Genomic DNA, 17907 nt, shown 5'->3' on the forward strand with positions numbered 1-17907 from the left:
CGCACGGCCATCGAGATCGGCCTCGCCGACCCCCACGCACCACAGGACATCATCGACACCCGCGAACAACTGCTCGCCCTGAACCGACGCACCGAACGCCTCATCGACGGACTGCTCAACCTCGCGGTCAGCGAACGCGGCAACGTCCACGCGTCCCCGGTCGCACTCGACGAACTCACCGCCGACGTACTGCGCCACACCCGACCCGCCGCCGAACAGGCCGGCATCCGAGTCGACGCGATCCTCGCCGAGAGCGTCGTCTCCGGCGACCCGCTCCTCCTGCGCCAACTGGTCACCAACCTGGTCGAGAACGCCGTACGACACAACCACCCCGGCGGTCACGTCACGGTCGGCGTCTCCGCCGGCTCCCTCCGCGTCCGCAATACCGGCCCCCTCATCCCCACCGACCACATCCCCGAACTCTTCGAACCCTTCCGCCGGTTCCGCCCCCACCGCACCGGCTCCGCCCGAGGCACCGGCCTGGGCCTGTCCATCGTCCAAGCCATCGTCCACGCCCACGCGGCCCAAATAACCACCACAGCCAACCACCACGGCGGCCTGACCATCGCCATAGCCCTCCCGAAGCCCCCCTCACCCCAGCCGGCACTTGAGCCCCTGCAACCCGGCCGGCGCTCGAGGCCACCCCGAACCAACCAACGCCCGGCACCGGCCGAGACCGAATCCAGCCCGGCCGGCGCTTGAGGCCGCGCACGACACCGGTCCGATGTGCGTGGCGCATCCCGGTGGACCGGGGATCGACCCCCGGCCGCCCTGCGCCGGGGCAGGACCACCGTGGTGATCACCGGCAGCCCCGCGTTCCCGGACGCCGCCGACCGCGTCCTGGCGCCGGACGACGGCGCCGTCGTGGCCGCCGACACCCATCGCAATCCGCCGGCCGCCGACGAGCACTACCGCGCGACCGTGGCCCGCTGACCAACAGCCGCACTCCTGCCGCAGCAACACACGAGACACACACCGCGGACCCAGCCGAGCGCTTGAGGCCGAACCCCCGACCTCACGTGCCCAAAAGCCCCCCATCGGCGACCCGCAACAACGCATCGGCCACGACCTCCGCAGCGTCCACCCCACCTCCGCTCGCCGAGGCCCACCGCCACATCGCCACCCGAACCGCCACGTTCGCCGTCCCCGCGGCCAGGTCCACCGCCAATGCGTCCACGTCCCCGCTCCGAGCCGCAATCACCGGCCGCAACCGTGCCTCGCAGTCGTGGTGCACGCCCAACCACACCGCCCGCAAAGCCGGATGTGCCTCCGCAGTCCGCAGCACGACCCGCAATTGCGCGTCGTCGACCCCGTCCACCTCTCGCGCGTGCCGCATCGCCGCGCGATAACTCGTGGTCATCGCCTCCAGCAGCCCGACCCCCGGATCACACGCCGCCAGCCGCTCCACCCAGTCCGCGATCCCGGCCGACAACACCGGCGCGACGGTCTCCTCCTTGCTCCGGAAGTACCGGTAGAAGGTCCGCAACGCCATCCCGGACGCCTCCGCGATGTCCTCCACGGTCGTCTCGTCGAACCCGCGCTCCGCGAACAACCGGATCGCCACCCGCGACACCTCGGTGCGGGTATCGGCCTTCCGCCGCTCCGTCAACGAAGGCCGCCCCACCCGGGCGGCCCCACCCCGCCGAGCCGCACCCGGCACCTGATCCGAACCGACCGAAGCAGCATCCATCGGCCCAGTCTAATGCCCACCCGGGGAATTAATGGCACAACGTGCACGTTAGGCGTAACGTGCAGAAAAGCGGGTACCAAGCGCGGATACCCGCCATACACCAAGCGCGGATACCCACTGCGGCCCAACGCGGATACCCACCGCCCGGAAAGAAGGCACTCACATGAACCGCTTCGACACCCGCCGCGTCCTGGTCACCGGCGCCGGCTCCGGCATCGGACAGGCAACGGCCCTGCGACTGCTCCGCGAGGGCGGCCGGGTGGTCGCGGCCGACGTGGTCGCCGACGGCCTCACCGGCACCCGCGAACGCGCCACCACCGAGGGCACCGCCGAGCGCCTCACCACCCTCGTGGTCGACATCGCCGACGAGACCTCCGTAGCCGAAGGCGTCCGTACCGCCGTAGCCGAACTCGGCGGCCTCGACGTCCTGGTCAACGCCGCCGGCATCCTGCGCGCCGAGCACACCCACCTGACCTCGCTCGACCTGTGGAACAAGATCATCACGGTCAACCTCACCGGCACGTTCCTGGTCACGCGCGAGGCGCTGCCCGCCCTCCTGGCCGCCGGCAACGGCGTCGTGGTCAACTTCAGTTCCACCTCGGCGGCCTTCGCCCACCCCTACATGGCGGCCTACGCGGCAAGCAAGGGCGGCATCCAGTCCTTCACCCACGCGCTCGCCCTCGAATACGGCAAGCAGGGGCTGCGCGCCGTCAACGTCGCCCCCGGAAGCATCAAGTCCGGTATCACCGACGCGACTTCGGGCTACCTCCCGGCGGACACCGACTGGGAGCTGTTCGCCAAGCTCTCCCCGATCCTGGCCACCGAACTCGAATCCGGCGGCGCCCCGATGGCCGGCCCCGACGCCATCGCCGGTGTCGTCGCGATGCTCGCCTCCGAAGACGGCGCCTTCATCACCGGCACCGAAATCCGCATCGACGGCGGCACACACGCCTGACCTCCCTCGGCGCACCCCGCCGCATGCGAACCCGTACCCGCCATCCGCGTCCCTCGCCCCGGCTCAGCCGTCCGCGCCGACCCGCCGGGCGAGCGACGCGGGTAGCGGGTACGGCTTCTCCACCGGCAACAACCGCCGGGCCTGGTCGACCCGGCCGTCCTTGACCAACCCGGCCACCCGCCGCACCAACGGCGTCAGATCGGTGATGCCGACGATCCACTCGTCATTGAAGGTGCGGATCAGCCCGCGCCCGATCCCGACCTGAATGCTGTAGTGGTTCAACGCCGCGCCCCGCAAGGACCGTTCCGGATCCCACTGCACGTGCACCGCGGCACCCGCCACCGACCCCTCGGTCGACACCGCCCGCCCGAGCGCGTGCTCGAACCCGGCCCGACCGATCCGCACGGCCAACACCCGTTCCTGGCCCGCCTTGCGCCCCCAGTCACTGCGATGCATCAGCCAGCAGAACGACGGCTTGACCCACGTCATCCGCCCGAACGAGAACGGCGCCACGAACCGCCCCTCCCGCAAAGCGGGTTCGGCAACAGCCGGCGCGTACGCCTGATAGACCACCACCGAAGCGGCATCGAAGTCGGCCCGAACCTGCCGCAACATCACCATGCCGACCCACGCTGCCGGCCACCCCCACCCCCGGCCACCGGTTTTAGCACCCCACCCACTCAGCGGCCGACGTACTCGAACACCCCACCATCCGGGCGCCCCGTCACCGCCCGCCACCCATTCGGCGTGGCCGTCCACGAACGGCGACTTCGACGGCGACGGCAAGGCCGACCTCTGGGTGCGCGCCGCCAACGGCAACGTCTACACCTTCCCCGGACAGGTCCCCGACAACAACGGCAATACCTTCGGCCCGGCGCAACTCGTCGCCGGTAGCTGAACCGAGGCAACGATCGGGGCCGTCACCGCACGACCGTGGCGGCCCCGAACCCGCCCCCTTCGGCGGGCGTCCGCTCTGCCGGGCGAAGGTCAGTCCCCTGCGCGGCCGTAGCGGCGCATCGCCTCGGCCGGCAGGTCCGGCTTGATCCGGCCCTGGTGGGCCAGGGTCGTCAGGGTACGGATGGTGATCGCGGGGGCGTCGACGGCGAAGTGGGTGCGGGTGGCGGGCCGGGTGTCGGAGAGGCCGAAGCCGTCCGTGCCGAGGGATGTCCAGTCCTGGCGGATCCAAGGGGCGATCTGGTCGGGGACGGCCCGCATCCAGTCGCTCACCGCCACCACCGGGCCGGTCGCGTCGGCCAATGCCCGGGTGACGTAGGGGACTCGGTCCTCGCCGGCGGCCAGCGCCTCGCGGCGCAGTTCGGTCCAGGAGGTCACCGACCACACCTGCACGGGCACCTGCCAGTCCTCGGCGAGCAGCCGTTGCGCCTCCAGGGCCCACCGCACCGCCGTGCCGCTGGCGAGCAGTTCGGCCGCCGCGTCCGGAACGGGCGCGCACAGGTGCATGCCGCGCAGGATGCCCTCGACGGCGTCCGGACTGGGCATCGGCGGTTGCGGGAGCGGCTCGTTGTACACGGTGAGGTAGTAGAAGACGTCCTCTCCGGTGGGGTGTTCGGCCGTCGCGGTCGTCATCCGACGCAGACCGTCCCGGACGATCACCGCGATCTCGTACCCGAAGGCCGGGTCGTAGGACACGCAGGCCGGATTGGTCGACGCGATCAACTGCGAGTGGCCGTCAGCGTGTTGCAGCCCCTCGCCGGTCATCGTGGTGCGGCCGGCGGTGGCGCCGATCAGGAAGCCCCGACCCATCTGGTCGGCCAGTGCCCACAGTTGGTCGGCGACTCGCTGCCAGCCGAACATCGAGTAGAAGACGTAGAACGGGATCATCTGCTCGCCGTGCGTGGCGTACGCGGTGGCCGCCGCCGTGAACGAGGCGACCGCGCCCGCCTCGGTGATGCCCTCGTTGAGGATCTGGCCGTCCACCGCCTCCCGGTAGGACAGCAGCAGTTCGCGGTCCACCGCGTCGTAGGTCTGCCCGTGCGGCGAGTAGATCCCGGCGGTCGGGAACATCGACTCCATCCCGAACGTGCGCGCCTCGTCCGGCACGATCGGCACCCAGCGCCGGCCGACGACCGGATCGCGCATCAGCTCCTTGGCCAGTCGCACGAACGCCATCGTGGTCGCGATCTCCTGCCTGCCGGACCCCTTGAGCAACGCGGCGAACGGCGCCTCCCCCAGCGCCGGCGGATCCGGCAGCGGCGTGAATCCGAGCCGCCGCGCCGGTACCGGACCGCCGAGCACCCGGCGCCGCTCGGCCAGGTAGCGGGCCTCGGGCGAATCCGGCCCCGGGTGCAGGTACGGCGGCAACTCGCCGTCCAGGTCGGCGTCCGACACCGGCAGGTCCAGCCGGTCGCGCATCACCCGGAACTCGTCCTGCCGCAGCTTCTTCATCTGGTGGTTGGCGTTGCGCGCCTCGAAGCCCGGTCCGAGCGTCCACCCCTTGACCGTCTGCACCAACACCACGCTGGGCCCGCCCCGATGCTCGATCGCCGCGCGGTAGGCCGCGTGCACCTTGCGCGGTTCGTGGCCGGCCCGGGAGAACCCGACCAGCTCGCCGAGCCGCGCGTCGTCCAAGTGCGCCACCACCCGGCGCAGATCGGGTGTGCCGCCGAACAGGTTGTCGCGGATGTAGGCGCCGTCGGCGGCCGAGTAGGTCTGGAACTGGCCGTCGGGCGTGTGCTCCAGGCGGCGGATCAGCTCACCGTCACGATCGCGCGCGAACAGTTCGTCCCAGTCCCGACCCCACAGCGCCTTGACCACATGCCACCCGGCGCCCGCGAACACGCTCTCCAACTCCTGGACCACGCGCCCGTTTCCGCGCACCGGCCCGTCCAATCGCTGGAGGTTGCAGTTGATCACGAAGACCAGGTTGTCCAGTTGCTCGCGCGCGGCCAGGGTGAGCGCGGCGGTGGCCTCGGGCTCGTCCATCTCGCCGTCGCCCAGGAAGGCCCACACCCGGCTTTGCGAGGTGTCCTTGATGCCCCGGTGGTGCAGGTAGCGGTTGAACCGCGCCTGGTAGACCGCGGCCAACGGCCCGAGCCCCATCGACACGGTCGGGAACTCCCAGAAGCCGCCCAGGGATCGCGGATGCGGATAGGACGGCAGCCCGCCACCGCCCACCTCGCGGCGAAAACGGTCGAGTCGATCGGCCGTCAGCCGCCCCTCCAGGAAGGCCCGGGCGTACACGCCGGGCGACGCGTGCCCCTGGAAGTAGATCTGATCACCGGGCCCACCGTCGGCCCGCCCCCGGAAGAAGTGCTCGAACCCGACCTCGTACAACCACGCCGCCGACGCGTACGTGGCCATGTGCCCGCCCAGCCCGAACCGGCTCGCCCGGGTGACCATGGCCGCCGCGTTCCACCGGTTGTACGCGGTGATCCGCTCCTCCAGGTCCACATCGCCGGGGTAGCTCGGCTCGGCCGAGGTGGGCACGGTGTTGACGTAGGGGGTGCGCGTCACCGGCGGCAGGTCGAGGCCGCGGTGTGCCGCGTGTTCGAGCAGGCGGGCCAGCAGCAGCCGGGCCCGGCCCGGGCCTGCGGCGCGGACGACGGCGTCGAGCGACTCGGTCCATTCCGCGGTTTCCTCGGGATCCCGGTCGGGGAGCTGGTCGAGCTGCCCGGTCGGGGTACGGCCGGTCGTGTGGTGTGACATCCGGGCCGCCCTCCTTCGTATCGGTGGAGCTTCCGGGTGCGGGCTTCCGGGGAAGTCGGGAGCTCCGCGGCGAAGCCCTTCCATTCTGCGCAATGATCGATCATTGCGCAAAAGTCGGGTCCGCGTCCTAGACTGGCCCGATGACCGAGCCGCCCCGCCCGACCCTGGAACGCCGCCCGCTGCGCGAACAGATCCGCCAGTACGTCACCGAAGCCGTGGTCGCGGGCCGGTGGGCCCCGGGCGAACGCATCGTCGAGCGCCGCGTCGCGGTGGAGTTGGGGGTCAGCCAGGCACCCGTCCGCGAGGCGTTGCGCGAGTTGGAACAGCTCGGCCTGGTCGAGTCGGAGCCCAACAAGGGCGTGCGGGTGCGCTCGTTCAGCGAGCACGATCTACGCGAGATCTACCCGGTCCGGGCGGGCCTGGAGGAGACCGCCGCGCGGCTCGCGCTGCCCCGGATCGACGACGAACGGCTCGCCGCGCTCGACCGGCACGTCGCCGCACTGCACGCGGCGTCGGCGGACGGCGACGCGGGCGCCCAGATCCGGCACGGGGTGGCCTTCCACCGCGAGATCGTCGCGGCGTCCGGCAACGCGCTGCTGCGCTCGGTCTGGGAGGCGCTGGGCATCGAGGTGTGGACGACGTTGTCGATCCGGGTCTACCGGATGGACCTGCAGGAGAACGCGGCCGACCACGAGCCGATCGTGGCCGCCTTCCGCCGCCGCGACCCGGCCACGAGCGACCTGCTGCGCGAACACGTCCTCGGCTACGGCGGCTGCGCCCTGTTGCCGTAGGCCCGCCGAAGAGCCCACCGAAGAACCGCCGTACACCCGTCACCGGGCCGCCATACGCCCGCGAAAGGACCGCCGCAGGCCCGGACGACGCACCGCCCCGCCGGCACATGACGCCCCGTCAGCGCAGCACGCCGCGCTCCCCCCGCATGTGCGGCGCCACCAGATTGCGCGGCCGATTGAACAGGATGACCGTCGCCTCGATCACCACGACGACCAGCAGGACCACGATCGCGGCCATCGACAGATAGCCCCGGAACGCCGCCGGGCTCTCGCCGTCCGCCGCGAACCACGGCGACACCGCGATCACGATGGACACGCACCACATCTGGATCGCCACCAGCGCCATCGCCCGAACCAGCCCGCGCCGCGCCGGGTCACCCAGCGGCACCGCGCGAAACGCCGACACGATGTCGTCGGCCACCCGCGCGCTGCGCCAGATGTCGCTGGTGCGGTTGGTCAGGCCCACCGAGGACATGAAAGCGAAATAGGACAGCCACAGCCGCATGCGTACGCACCTCATCCCCCGCCGACCCGACCCGAGGCTCCGGGTCACACGTGTCGGCGGCCATTCTCGCGCAGCCCCCTCGGGCAATACACAGCGGCTCGGGACAACGGCGCCTCGGGAGGCCGGTGGGACGCCACGCGACGAGCGGCGTGACCGGGCCCGCTACTCGATGACCGGGTTGCGCTGCTCGCGCTCCTCGACCGTACGCCGGTGGTCCTCGACGTTGCCGGTCAGCGCTTCGGTGCGGTGGCCGCGGGCGATGTAGTCGAGCACGATCGCCTCGATCGCGTCCTGTGCGTTGCGCACCCCGGACAGGACCATGACCTCGATCACGACGTTCGCGTCCAGACTGATGTTGACCTTGGCCATCGACGACTCCCTCGGCTCGACCCGCTCCGCCCGAACGCACGTCCGCCGGCGCGGGATCCGCGCATCGGCGCCCCCGACCGGGCACGTGTCACCCGCGCGAGGGGACTCTATCGGCCGTTAGAGGGGTTGGCGGCGGCGACGCGACTGAATCGACCCGCCGAGGTCGATGCACCGGGCATGTGCGCTTGCGCACGGCCCCTGCCCCCGTGTCGAAGGCGAGTCGAATACCTGTGACCTCGGAAGACCCACTCGTCGTTCTCTCCGGCGTGAACAAGCACTTCGGGTCGCTGCACGTTCTGCGCGACATCGATCTGACGGTGTCCCGCAACGAGGTGGTCGTCCTGATCGGCCCCTCCGGCTCCGGCAAGTCGACGCTGTGCCGCACGATCAACCGGTTGGAGACGATCGACTCCGGCAGCATCACCATCGACGGCCTGCCGCTGCCGGCCGAGGGTCGAGGACTGGCCCGGCTGCGCTCCGAGGTCGGCATGGTGTTCCAGTCCTTCAATCTCTTCGCGCACAAGACCGTGTTGGAGAACCTGACGCTGGCCCAGATCAAGGTCCGCAAGCGCAGCAAGGCCGAAGCGGTCAAGAAGGCCCGCGAGTTGCTGGACCGGGTCGGCCTGGCCGACCAGGCGCCCAAGTATCCGGCGCAGCTCTCCGGCGGTCAGCAGCAACGAGTGGCCATCGCCCGGTCGTTGGCGATGGACCCCAAGGTGATGTTGTTCGACGAGCCGACGTCCGCGCTCGACCCGGAGATGATCAACGAGGTCCTGGAGGTCATGCGCACGCTCGCGGTCGAGGGCATGACGATGATCGTGGTCACCCACGAGATGGGCTTCGCCCGGTCGGCGGCCAATCGCGTCGTGTTCATGGCGGACGGTCGGATCATGGAGTCGCGCCGCCCCGAGGACTTCTTCGACCACCCGGAGACCGACCGGGCCAAGGACTTCCTGTCCAAGATCCTCAAGCACTGACGGGGGTCCGAACATGCGCACCCGACGCCGCTCTCCACGCCGTACCCGACGCCACGTCCACAGCCGCACCCGACACCGCACGCACACCGCCGCCCTGCTCGCCCTCCTCCTCGCCGGCGCCCTCCTGGCCGCCTGCGGCAAATCCGGCACTCCCCCACCCAAGGGCCCCAAGGCCAAGGACCTGCCGACCTATCAGGTCGCCACCGACGTCACCGTCGACTCGCCCACCTTCCGCTCGGCCAAGTCGCGCGGACGCCTGATCGTCGGCACCAAGGCCGACCAGCCCTATGTCGCCCAGCAGGATCCGGCAACCGGCTACTACTCGGGCTTCGACATCGAGATCGCCAAGATGACGGCCGCCTCGCTGGGCTTCCCGCCGGACCGGATCGAGTTCAAGACGATCACCTCCGCCAACCGCGAGACGTCCCTGCAGAACGGCGAAGTCGACTACTACGTCGGGACGTACACGATCAACGACAACCGCAAGAAGCTGGTCGGCTTCGCCGGCCCGTACTACATGGCCGGTCAGGCGCTCCTGGTCCGCAAGAACGACAAGGACATCAACGGCCCGCAGGACCTGGCCGGCAAGAAGGTCTGCTCGGTCGCCGGATCCACCCCCTACCAGCGCCTGGTCGCCGACTACCCCAAGGCCACCGCCGTCGCCTACGACAGCTATTCGGTCTGTGTGGACAACCTGATCAGCCTTCAGGTCGACGCCGTCACCACCGACGACACCATCCTCAAGGGCTACGCCGCGAAGGTGCCCGACCAACTCCGGCTGGCCGGCGAGCCGTTCTCGAAGGAACCGTACGGAATCGGGGTACCACGCGGGGATCGCAACTTCCGCCTCGCCCTCGACGACGCGATCGTCGCGCACGAGCAGAACGGCGACTGGAAGCGCGCCTACGACTCGACCCTCGGTCTCTCCGGCGTACCGGCCCCCCAGCCGCCGCCGGTGGACCGGTACTAGCGGAAGGCGTCGACGATGAACGTCCTGCTCGACAACTTCGCCCTGTTCCGCAAGGGCTTCGTGGGTACCCTCGAACTCACCCTGGCCGCCTCGGCGATCGCGCTCGTGATCGGGGTGCTGATGGCCGGCTGCCGGGTCTCCCCGGTCCGGCCGCTGCGTCTGCTCGGCGGCGTGTGGGTGACCGTGCTCCGCAACACCCCGCTCACGCTGCTGTTCTTCGCGGTCGTGCTGGGCCTGCCCAGATTCGGCGTGGTGCTCCCGTTCTTCACCCTCGCGGTGCTCGCCCTGGGCTGCTACACCTCGGCGTTCATCTGCGAGGCCGTTCGCGCCGGGATCAACACCGTGCCGGTCGGCCAGGGCGAGGCGGCGCGCAGCCTGGGCATGAACTTCGGCCAGACGCTCAACCTGATCGTGCTGCCGCAGGCGGTGCGCGCGGTGATCCCGCCGGTGGGCAGCACGCTGATCGCGCTCGCCAAGAACACCGCGATCGCCGGATCGTTCAGCGTCGTCGAACTGCTGGGCACGTACCGCACGCTCAACGAACTCGGCTACGACATCGTCGTCACGTTCCTGTGGATCGCGGTGGGCTATCTGATCATCACGCTGTCCATCAGCGCCCTGTTCCGCTTCCTGGAGAAGCGCCTGGAGGTGGCCCGATGAGCATCGAGAGTTCGGCGCTGTACGACGTCCCCGGACCCAAGGCCCTGGCCCGGCACCGTACTTACGGCTGGATCGTCACCGTACTGCTGCTCGGCGTGCTGGCCTGGGTGATCTACAAGCTGATCGACACCGGCCAGTTCGACCACGACAAGTGGGCGCCGTTCGAATACGTGGGCGTGCAGAAGTTGTTGCTGCGCGGCCTCGGGCACACCCTCCAGGTCTTCGCGTGGGCGGCGGTGCTCTCGCTGGCCTTCGGCGCCGTGTTCGCGGCCGGCCGGCTCTCCGACCACCGGGTGGTGCGCTGGATCTCCGGTCTGGTGGTGGAGTTCTTCCGGGCCATGCCGGTGCTGGTGATGATCTTCTTCATCTTCATCGCGATGAAGGTCGAACCCCGACTCGCGCTGATCTCCGGACTGACCCTGTACAACGGCTCGGTCCTGGCCGAGGTCTTCCGCGGCGGCGTCAACGCGGTCCCCAAGGGGCAGAGCGAGGCGGCCTACGCGCTGGGCATGCGCAAGACCACGGTGATGGTGAACATCCTCATCCCGCAGGCGGTGCGCACCATGTTGCCCACGATCATCAGCCAGTTGGTGGTCACGCTCAAGGACACCTCACTGGGCTACCTGATCTCCTACGAGGAATTCCTGTACGCCGGCAAGCAGATCGCCACCAACCTCGACTACAGCCTTCCCTTCATCCCGGTCGTCATCGTGATCGCCCCGATCTACATCGGCATGTGCATGCTCCTCTCCGGCCTCGCCCGCTACCTGGAGAGCAGCGGCCGACGCCGCCACAAGACCGCCTGACGACGCCGACTCAGGCGTCGTCGGGAAGCGGCACCGGCATCACCAGGGTGGTGAAGCTGCCCTGGTCGGCGGAACGCAGCAGCACCGGCCGATCGGCGGCGGCGATGTCGAGCAGGACGTCCGGGCCGACCCCGGCGTCCAGCGCCGGTACCAGCTTCGCCGGGTCGAAGGCGAGCCGGATCGGCGGGCCGGTGCAGATCGCGGGCAGCGTGCGGTCGGCCACCCCGACCCGGTCCGGGTCGACGGTCAGCACACGAACCGAGCCCGCGTCGTCCAGCAGCGCGTCGCGCAGGGCGGCGCGGTCGACCACCGCACGCGTGGTCGGTACGGCCGAGGTGGCGAGCAGGTCGCGGTAGGCCGGATAGTGCTCATCCGACGTGGGCAATTCGTGTACCTCCTCGCCCGCGCGCAGCCGGCAGCCCGTCGTGTCCAGTTCGAGGGCGATCTCGCGATGCCCGGTCGCCCACGCGCCGAGCGCGCTCAGTTCGCCCACCGGGATCAGTGCCCGTCCCGGACCACCTTCGATCCGCAGTGCCCGCAGCGTGCGTACGGACAGCCGATACCGATCCGTCGCCACCAGGCGTACCTCGCCGTCGGCCACCTCGACCAGCACACACCCGAGCACCGCCGGCTCCCCCTCCCCCGCCGCCGGCGCCACCTGCCGCACCGCGCTCGCCCATTCGGCGCCGCCGACCTCGGCCCGCGTACCGGTCGTGTTCAGCGCGCGCAGCACGCCCTCGACCACGTCCCGCGCGATGTCCACCCGTCCCCGCATGCGGTCCAGATGGGTGCGCAGCAGCGCCTCGGCGCGTGCCGGCGGGCCGTCCAGTACGGCGACCGCGTCCGGCAATGACACCTCCGCCTCGCGCAGCTCGCGCAGGCGCATCGCCCGTGCCTCCTGGTCCGGCGCGTACAGGCGGTATCCCGTGTCCGGATCCACCGACGCGGGCCGCAGCACACCGCAGTCGCTGTAGTAGCGCAACGCGCTGGGGCTGAGTCCCACCCGCCGCGCGAACATCCCGATCGGCACCAGTACCTCGTTGTTCGTGTCGCTCGTGTCGTCCATGCCGCGAGTCTGTGGCTTCGACCGACTCGAAGGTCAACTCCGCTCGGCGGGCACCGATGATCCGCCCGAACGCGGGTAGCGGACAGCACGCGACGGCAACCCATGAAACGACACGAACAGGAACGAACAAGGAGGTTTGCCATGCCACGCGGATCCAGCCCGAAGCGCGAGCGGCAGTACGAACACATCAAGGAGGGTGCCCGAAAGCGCGGCACCGGCGAGAAGCGCGCGGAGGAGATCGCCGCCCGAACGGTCAACAAGGAGCGTGCCCGTGCCGGCGAGTCGAAGACGGCGAGCCGTTCCTCGACGCACGACATGTCCTCGGCCGAGCGCGGTGGCCGGAACTCGCACAAGGGCGCGCAGGGTCCGACCTACGACCAGCTCTACGCGGATGCCAAGCGGCGCAATCTCAAGGGCCGCTCGACGATGAACAAGGCCGAGTTGGCCAAGGCGCTCGGCACCCGCTGACCCACCGGTGGATCACGGCCGCGTCGGGAGGAGGCACCCGACCGACGCGGCCGGCCCACCTCAACGCGCCGCGACCGCCCGCCGCCGGTCCCACGCGACCGCGACGTACGCGGTCACGCCCGCGAGCGCGAACGAGAACAGCGAGGCCGAGGTCCAGGTCTGCGCGTGGATGTGCAGCGCGTCCTGGATGTGCCCCCAGAACGTCGCCCACCACTCGACCGAGCCCGGGTTGATCAGCTGGTACATGCAAAATCCCAGCGCCCACGGCGCGACCATCACCCAGCGCGCCGGCGCGTGGTCGCCCAGGTCCCAGCCGGCCCGGCCGCGCCCGGCGAACAGGTCCACCGCGAGCACGCCCAGTAGTGGGATGAAGATCGAACCGATCAGCGACAGGAAGCTCGCGTAGGTGTCGAAGTCGTTCACCATCAGCGCGAACCCGGTGACCAGCGCACCCACACCCAGGCAGAGCACCCGGCGATCCACCCGCGGCGCGAGGTTCTGGATGGACATCGCGGTGCTGTAGACGTTGGCGAAGCTCTGGTCCACCTCGCGCACCACCAGCACCGCGAAGAACACCCACCCGGCGGTGACGCCCAGGAACGAGTCGAAGATCTTGTCCGGGTCGCCGCCCACCTGGGCGAGGGCGACCAGGCCGAGCAGGTAGCACCAGATGCTGGTGATCGAGAACCCGCTCAACGCGGCCCAGAACGCGGGCTTGGTGCCGCGCGAGTGGCGGGTGTAGTCGGACGCCAACGGGACCCAGGAGACCGCGACCGCGAGCGCCGCGTCCATCGCCGGGAAGAACCCGGACCACGAACCCTCGGTCATCGGCGGCAGGCCCTCGCGCCACAGCTGCACCGAGAAGTAGAGCATCGCGATGCCCACCGCGACCGTCACGTAGCGGCGCAGGATCCGCAGCATGCCCAGCGGGCGCAGCGTCATCGCCGTGGTGACCGCGCCGGCGGCGACGATGTAGAGCCAGTGCGGGCCGTCGCCGTCGGTCATCGCCTCGATGCCGATCGAGATCACCAGCAGCTCGAAGGTGCCCCAGCCGATGCACTGGACGATGTTGAACACCGTCGGCACGTACGAGATCTTGGTGCCGAACAGGCCGCGCAGCACCGTCATCGCGGGTGCGCCGCTGCGTGCACCGGGGATGCCGGCGACCGCGACCATGAGCGTGCCGATCAGCGTGCCGCCGACGGCCGCGACGATCGCGGCGACCATCGACAGTTGCGGGTAGCCGACCGGGGCCAGCACGTACAGGGCGCCGGAGAAGCCGAGCAGGCTCACCCCGAGGTTGGCCCAGAACGCCGCCTGGTCGCGGAAGCCGAGGGTGCGTGGTGGGGCGGTGTCCAGGATCAGGGGTGCCTCGGCGCCGGCGTGCGGCGTCTCGGGGCGTGCGTCGTCGACGACAGGAGCCGACATGGCTCTACCTGCTCTCCCTACGCCGGCATTACCCGGACAGGTTCAAGCGGTCGGTGGCCCCGGGGTGTGCACCGGCTCGACGCCGACACCCCATGCCGCCCTCTCAGCCCGGTTGGTCCGAGCTCCCGCGATGGCGTGGCGAACAGTACGCGCCTCGCGGGCGGCTTGGGAAGGCGGGGTGGGGGAAGGCGACCTCGGGCCGGGTCGCCCGGCGGGCGCGGGAGATGCCCCCGGGTGGTGATTCGCGCCGTCCCGGGCGGGTGCGGCAACGTCCTGGGCGGGCAGGCGGCACCGACCCGGATCGGCGGCACGTGCCGTTTTCCACGGGTAGGGCTCACCATCCCGAGTGGGTGAAGCCCGCCCAGCCGGTCAGGTCGTCCGGGACGATCGCGCGGGCGCGGGCGGCCAGTTCGGCCGGCATCGCGGCCGGGATGCCGCGTTTGGGGTCGCGCAGCCACAACTGCGCGGTACGCACCGCCTGGGCCGGGGGGAGGTCGCGGCGGTCGAGGTAGTGGTGGGCCATGTACAGGACCAGCGCGGTGGTCGTCTCGTCCACCGGCCACAGCGTGGACACCACCGTGTGGGTGCCGGCCGTCAGGTATTCGGCGCCCACCCGCCAGGTCTCGTCGTGACCGCCGGCCGGTACGAACGCGATCGGGTCGCCGGCGGTTCGGCCGATCTCGATCGGGCTTCGCCGGACCGGCTCGCTGCTCCGCCGCGCGGCGACCTCGCACAGCAGGCGCGGTGCGCCGATGTAGGAGATCTGCGCGTGTTGCAGCGCGTGCCGGCGGCGGCCGTCGACGAGTGACCAGGCCGCGTGCCACGGGACCATGCCGAACGGTCCGGCGGGCAGCAGGACCAGGGACGGCGCGCGGCCGAACGAGCCGGGCAGCGCGGTCAGTACCGGTTCCATCACCGCGCCCCAGGCCCAGCCGCACAACGCGTCGAGCAGGTCCGCCCAGTTCTCCCGATCGCCCTCGGCCAGGGCCAGGCCGTAGTCCAGTTCGGGCAGGTCGAGCACCCGCGTCGTGCCGTCCGTGCCGGTCGACACCGCTGCGCCGGGGACGAGTTGCACCAGCGCGTCGCTGCCGAGCCGGCCCAGCGCGGCGGCGATCTCGGCGGCGGACGGCGGGTCGAGCAAGCTGCGCCAGGCGATGCCGCGCGGGTCGAGTCCGATCCGGGCCGAGGCCACCTGCGCGGCGGCCCGGAGCAGGTGGGCGTGCTCCGGCGCGGCCCGGTGGGCGCGTCGGAAGCAGATCCGCGCCTGGTCCCAGGCCCGTCGATCACCGCCGGGCGCCGCGCTCGCGCTCGCGGCGTGGGCGATGCCGGCCGTGTAGGCGAATTCCGGCCAGTGCGCATCGGCGCCGTCCAGCGCGCCGAGTGCGTCGGTCAGCAACTCGATCGCCTCCGCGAGCAACTCGCGCACGGCGTCCGGACCCTCGTCCGTCGACTCCTCGGCCAGCGCCTCGGCACACCGTGCCCGACCGCGCTCGCCCCGTTCCCACGCCCGCCGCGTCTCCGCGTCGACGTCCTCCACGCTCACCCCCGCTTGCCCCCGCTCGCCCCCGCTCGCGGGACCACGGTACCCGGGCGACGCCCGGGCGGGACGCAGCGCGCACCGATACCGCGATCAAGAAATCGGCGGGGCCGACCGCCACCGGGCACCGGCCCCGACCCGACCCCACCGTCGCCGTCCCACCACCGTCCCGCCGGCGGTTCGTCGACGCGCCGCCGACGCCGTTCCCCCGCCGCCGAAACCGCGCGAAGCGGACTGCCTCGTGGCTCTTCCGTCCTGGTTTACCGGCGCGTAACTTACTCGTGAGTCACCTCTCCGACGCCGTCCCTGGGCGTCGTTTCACCCTGCAATCTCGCGGGTCGGGCCACGCCCCGACCATGACGTCAGGAGACCCTCATGGGTCGATTCCGCATGCGCCCGGGCGCTCGTGCGGTCGCCGTCGTCTCGGCCGCGATTCTCGCCGGGACCACGCTCGGTCCCGCCGCGTCGGCCGGCACCGTCCCCACCCACACCCCCGCGGCAGCCGTGCAGGCCGCCGCGGGAACGTCCCTGCGCTTCGTCGACATCCCCGGCGACGGCGGCACCAGGCTCGCCGCCAACGTGATCGCCCCCACCGGCGGCGCACCCGACACCCGCTACCCGGTCGTGGTGCTCCCGACCAGTTGGGCGATGCCGCAGATCGAGTACGTCGTGCCCGCGCAAAAGCTCGCCGAGCGGGGCTATGTCGTGATCGGCTACAACTCGCGCGGCTTCTGGCAATCCGGCGGCGAGATCGAGACGGCCGGCCCCGAGGACATCGCCGACGCGTCCCGGGTGATCGACTGGGCGCTCGCCAACACGCCCGCCGACCAGGGCCGGATCGGCATGGCCGGCGTGTCCTACGGCGCCGGCATCAGCCTGCTGGCGTCCGCGTTCGACCCTCGGATCAAGGCCGTGGTCGCGATGAGCGGCTGGGCCGACCTGATCGACTCGATCTACAGCGGCCGAACCGAACACGCGCAGGCCGCCGCGCTGTTGGGCGGCGCCGGCTTCCTCACCGGCCGGCCCAGCGCCGAACTCACCGAGATCCTGAAGAACTTCCTCTCCGGCAACCTGGCCAAGGAGGCGGACATGCTCGCGTGGGGCGCCAAGCGCTCGCCCGCGACCTACCTCGATCGGATCAACGCCAACGGCGCCGCGATCATGCTCGGCAACGCGTGGGGCGACTCGCTCTTCCCGCCGGACCAATACGCGGACTTCTACACGAGGTTGACCGGCGCCAAGCGACTGGAATTCCGTCCCGGCGACCACGCCACCGCCGAATTGGGCGGCCTGTTCGGACTGCCGAACGACATGTGGGCCGATTCCACCCGCTGGCTGGACCACCATCTCCGGGGCGTCGACAACGGCATCGACCGGGAGCCGCCCGTACAGCTCAAGCCCCGTACCGGTGACGGTGGTTACGAGGGCTACCCGAGCTGGTCGGCAGTGCCGTCCGCCACCCGCACCATCGCGCTGACCGGGACCCAACGCGTCCTGGCCAACCTCGACTCCGGGGCGAACGGCGGCACGGTCTTCCTGTCCAGCATCCTCGACCAGTTCCTGCGGATACCGCCGGTCGCCTCGATCCCGCTGCTGCCCAGAGCGTTCGCGGGCGTGTGGCAGAGCGACCGCTACGACACGCAGACCAGGGTGCGCGGTACGACGAAGCTGCACACCACGGTCACCGCATCGCACGAGAGCGGGACGATCTTCGCCTACCTGTACGACGTCGGCCCGCTGGGCGTCGGCAAGTTGGTCACCCACTCGCCGCTGAGCTTCCACGGGAAGACACCCGGAGTGGCCTTCCCGGTCGACATCGACATGTACGCGACGGCCTACGACGTACCGGCCGGCCACCGCCTCGCCGTGGTGCTCGACACGGTCGATCCGCTCTACCTGGAGCACAACCCGTTCGGCGCCGGAATCGCCTTCTCCTCGCCGGCGAACGACCCGTCCACGGTGACGGTGCCGGTCCGCGACTGAGGTCGCGACGGCCGGTGCTCCCGTCGGGGCACCGGC

General features: G+C 70.9%; 17 protein-coding genes, 1 pseudogene and 1 riboswitch. Of the genes and pseudogenes, 10 read left to right on the forward strand and 8 right to left on the reverse strand.

What is annotated here, in order from left to right; translation table 11 throughout:
• Together ACFXMF_RS39725 and ACFXMF_RS39730 are read left to right on the forward strand one after the other, a co-directional pair.
• Positions 1 to 702, forward strand: a 702-nt coding sequence (locus tag ACFXMF_RS39725; protein ID WP_380021058.1) for a sensor histidine kinase, incomplete at its 5' end; no start/stop codon positions are given.
• A 54-nt stretch (positions 703 to 756) separates the two neighbouring features.
• Positions 757 to 933, forward strand: a pseudogene (locus ACFXMF_RS39730) (ABC transporter ATP-binding protein); the annotation flags it as partial.
• Positions 934 to 1015: 82 nt separating this feature from the next.
• Here ACFXMF_RS39730 and ACFXMF_RS39735 read toward each other — a convergent pair.
• A complete protein-coding gene (locus ACFXMF_RS39735) occupies positions 1016 to 1609 on the reverse strand; it encodes a TetR family transcriptional regulator (protein ID WP_379988699.1) in 594 nt (197 codons plus the stop codon).
• Between the two features lie 244 nt (positions 1610 to 1853).
• On the opposite strand from ACFXMF_RS39735, the gene ACFXMF_RS39740 reads away from it, so the two are divergent.
• Positions 1854 to 2645, forward strand: a complete 792-nt coding sequence (locus ACFXMF_RS39740) for an SDR family oxidoreductase (protein WP_360319709.1) — start codon at positions 1854 to 1856, stop codon at positions 2643 to 2645.
• A 63-nt stretch (positions 2646 to 2708) separates the two neighbouring features.
• Here the strand turns inward: ACFXMF_RS39740 and ACFXMF_RS39745 are convergent, their stop codons facing one another.
• Together ACFXMF_RS39745 and aceE are read right to left on the reverse strand one after the other, a co-directional pair.
• On the reverse strand, positions 2709 to 3266 hold the full coding sequence (locus tag ACFXMF_RS39745; protein WP_360319707.1) for a DUF4291 domain-containing protein: 558 nt from the start codon (positions 3264 to 3266) through the stop codon (positions 2709 to 2711).
• Positions 3267 to 3632: 366 nt separating this feature from the next.
• Complete coding sequence (aceE, locus tag ACFXMF_RS39750) at positions 3633 to 6311, reverse strand: pyruvate dehydrogenase (acetyl-transferring), homodimeric type (protein ID WP_360319705.1); 2679 nt, start codon at positions 6309 to 6311, stop codon at positions 3633 to 3635.
• Between the two features lie 140 nt (positions 6312 to 6451).
• Between aceE and ACFXMF_RS39755 the strand changes: the two genes are divergently transcribed.
• A complete protein-coding gene (locus tag ACFXMF_RS39755; protein WP_360319703.1) occupies positions 6452 to 7102 on the forward strand; it encodes a GntR family transcriptional regulator in 651 nt (216 codons plus the stop codon).
• Between the two features lie 118 nt (positions 7103 to 7220).
• On the opposite strand, the gene ACFXMF_RS39760 is transcribed toward ACFXMF_RS39755, so the two are convergent.
• Together ACFXMF_RS39760 and ACFXMF_RS39765 are read right to left on the reverse strand one after the other, a co-directional pair.
• Entirely contained in the window at positions 7221 to 7607 is a 387-nt protein-coding gene (locus ACFXMF_RS39760; RefSeq protein WP_360319701.1) for a hypothetical protein, read from the reverse strand.
• Positions 7608 to 7769: 162 nt separating this feature from the next.
• Entirely contained in the window at positions 7770 to 7976 is a 207-nt protein-coding gene (locus ACFXMF_RS39765) for a DUF2191 domain-containing protein (RefSeq protein ID WP_355540066.1), read from the reverse strand.
• A gap of 224 nt (positions 7977 to 8200) precedes the next feature.
• Between ACFXMF_RS39765 and ACFXMF_RS39770 the strand changes: the two genes are divergently transcribed.
• The 4 genes from ACFXMF_RS39770 to ACFXMF_RS39785 are packed head-to-tail and all read left to right on the forward strand — an operon-like array spanning position 8201 to position 11389.
• Complete coding sequence (locus tag ACFXMF_RS39770) at positions 8201 to 8953, forward strand: amino acid ABC transporter ATP-binding protein (protein ID WP_360319719.1); 753 nt, start codon at positions 8201 to 8203, stop codon at positions 8951 to 8953.
• A gap of 13 nt (positions 8954 to 8966) precedes the next feature.
• Positions 8967 to 9923, forward strand: coding sequence for a glutamate ABC transporter substrate-binding protein (locus ACFXMF_RS39775; protein ID WP_379988700.1), 957 nt, complete (start codon positions 8967 to 8969; stop codon positions 9921 to 9923).
• Between the two features lie 15 nt (positions 9924 to 9938).
• Complete coding sequence (locus ACFXMF_RS39780; RefSeq protein WP_360319697.1) at positions 9939 to 10583, forward strand: amino acid ABC transporter permease; 645 nt, start codon at positions 9939 to 9941, stop codon at positions 10581 to 10583.
• Complete coding sequence (locus ACFXMF_RS39785) at positions 10580 to 11389, forward strand: amino acid ABC transporter permease (RefSeq protein ID WP_360319695.1); 810 nt, start codon at positions 10580 to 10582, stop codon at positions 11387 to 11389. Before ACFXMF_RS39780 ends, ACFXMF_RS39785 begins: the two co-directional genes overlap by 4 nt.
• A 10-nt stretch (positions 11390 to 11399) precedes the next feature.
• Here the strand turns inward: ACFXMF_RS39785 and ACFXMF_RS39790 are convergent, their stop codons facing one another.
• Positions 11400 to 12455: a MerR family DNA-binding transcriptional regulator gene (locus tag ACFXMF_RS39790; RefSeq protein WP_379988702.1), complete on the reverse strand. Its 1056-nt coding sequence runs from the start codon at positions 12453 to 12455 to the stop codon at positions 11400 to 11402.
• A gap of 141 nt (positions 12456 to 12596) precedes the next feature.
• Here ACFXMF_RS39790 and ACFXMF_RS39795 point away from each other — a divergent pair, with 141 nt between their 5' ends.
• A complete protein-coding gene (locus ACFXMF_RS39795) occupies positions 12597 to 12923 on the forward strand; it encodes a plasmid stabilization protein (RefSeq protein WP_360319691.1) in 327 nt (108 codons plus the stop codon).
• Positions 12924 to 12983: 60 nt separating this feature from the next.
• Here the strand turns inward: ACFXMF_RS39795 and ACFXMF_RS39800 are convergent, their stop codons facing one another.
• On the reverse strand, positions 12984 to 14351 hold the full coding sequence (locus ACFXMF_RS39800) for a cytosine permease (RefSeq protein ID WP_360319689.1): 1368 nt from the start codon (positions 14349 to 14351) through the stop codon (positions 12984 to 12986).
• Positions 14347 to 14490, reverse strand: a riboswitch (TPP riboswitch). It overlaps the preceding gene by 5 nt.
• A 195-nt stretch (positions 14491 to 14685) precedes the next feature.
• Positions 14686 to 15894, reverse strand: a complete 1209-nt coding sequence (locus ACFXMF_RS39805; RefSeq protein WP_379988703.1) for a CHAT domain-containing protein — start codon at positions 15892 to 15894, stop codon at positions 14686 to 14688.
• Positions 15895 to 16263: 369 nt separating this feature from the next.
• Here ACFXMF_RS39805 and ACFXMF_RS39810 point away from each other — a divergent pair, with 369 nt between their 5' ends.
• Positions 16264 to 17871, forward strand: a complete 1608-nt coding sequence (locus ACFXMF_RS39810) for an alpha/beta fold hydrolase (RefSeq protein WP_379988704.1) — start codon at positions 16264 to 16266, stop codon at positions 17869 to 17871.
• Positions 17872 to 17907: the final 36 nt, after the last annotated feature.

Source organism: Embleya sp. NPDC059213 (assembly GCF_042754445.1).
GTDB lineage: Bacteria > Actinomycetota > Actinomycetes > Streptomycetales > Streptomycetaceae > Embleya.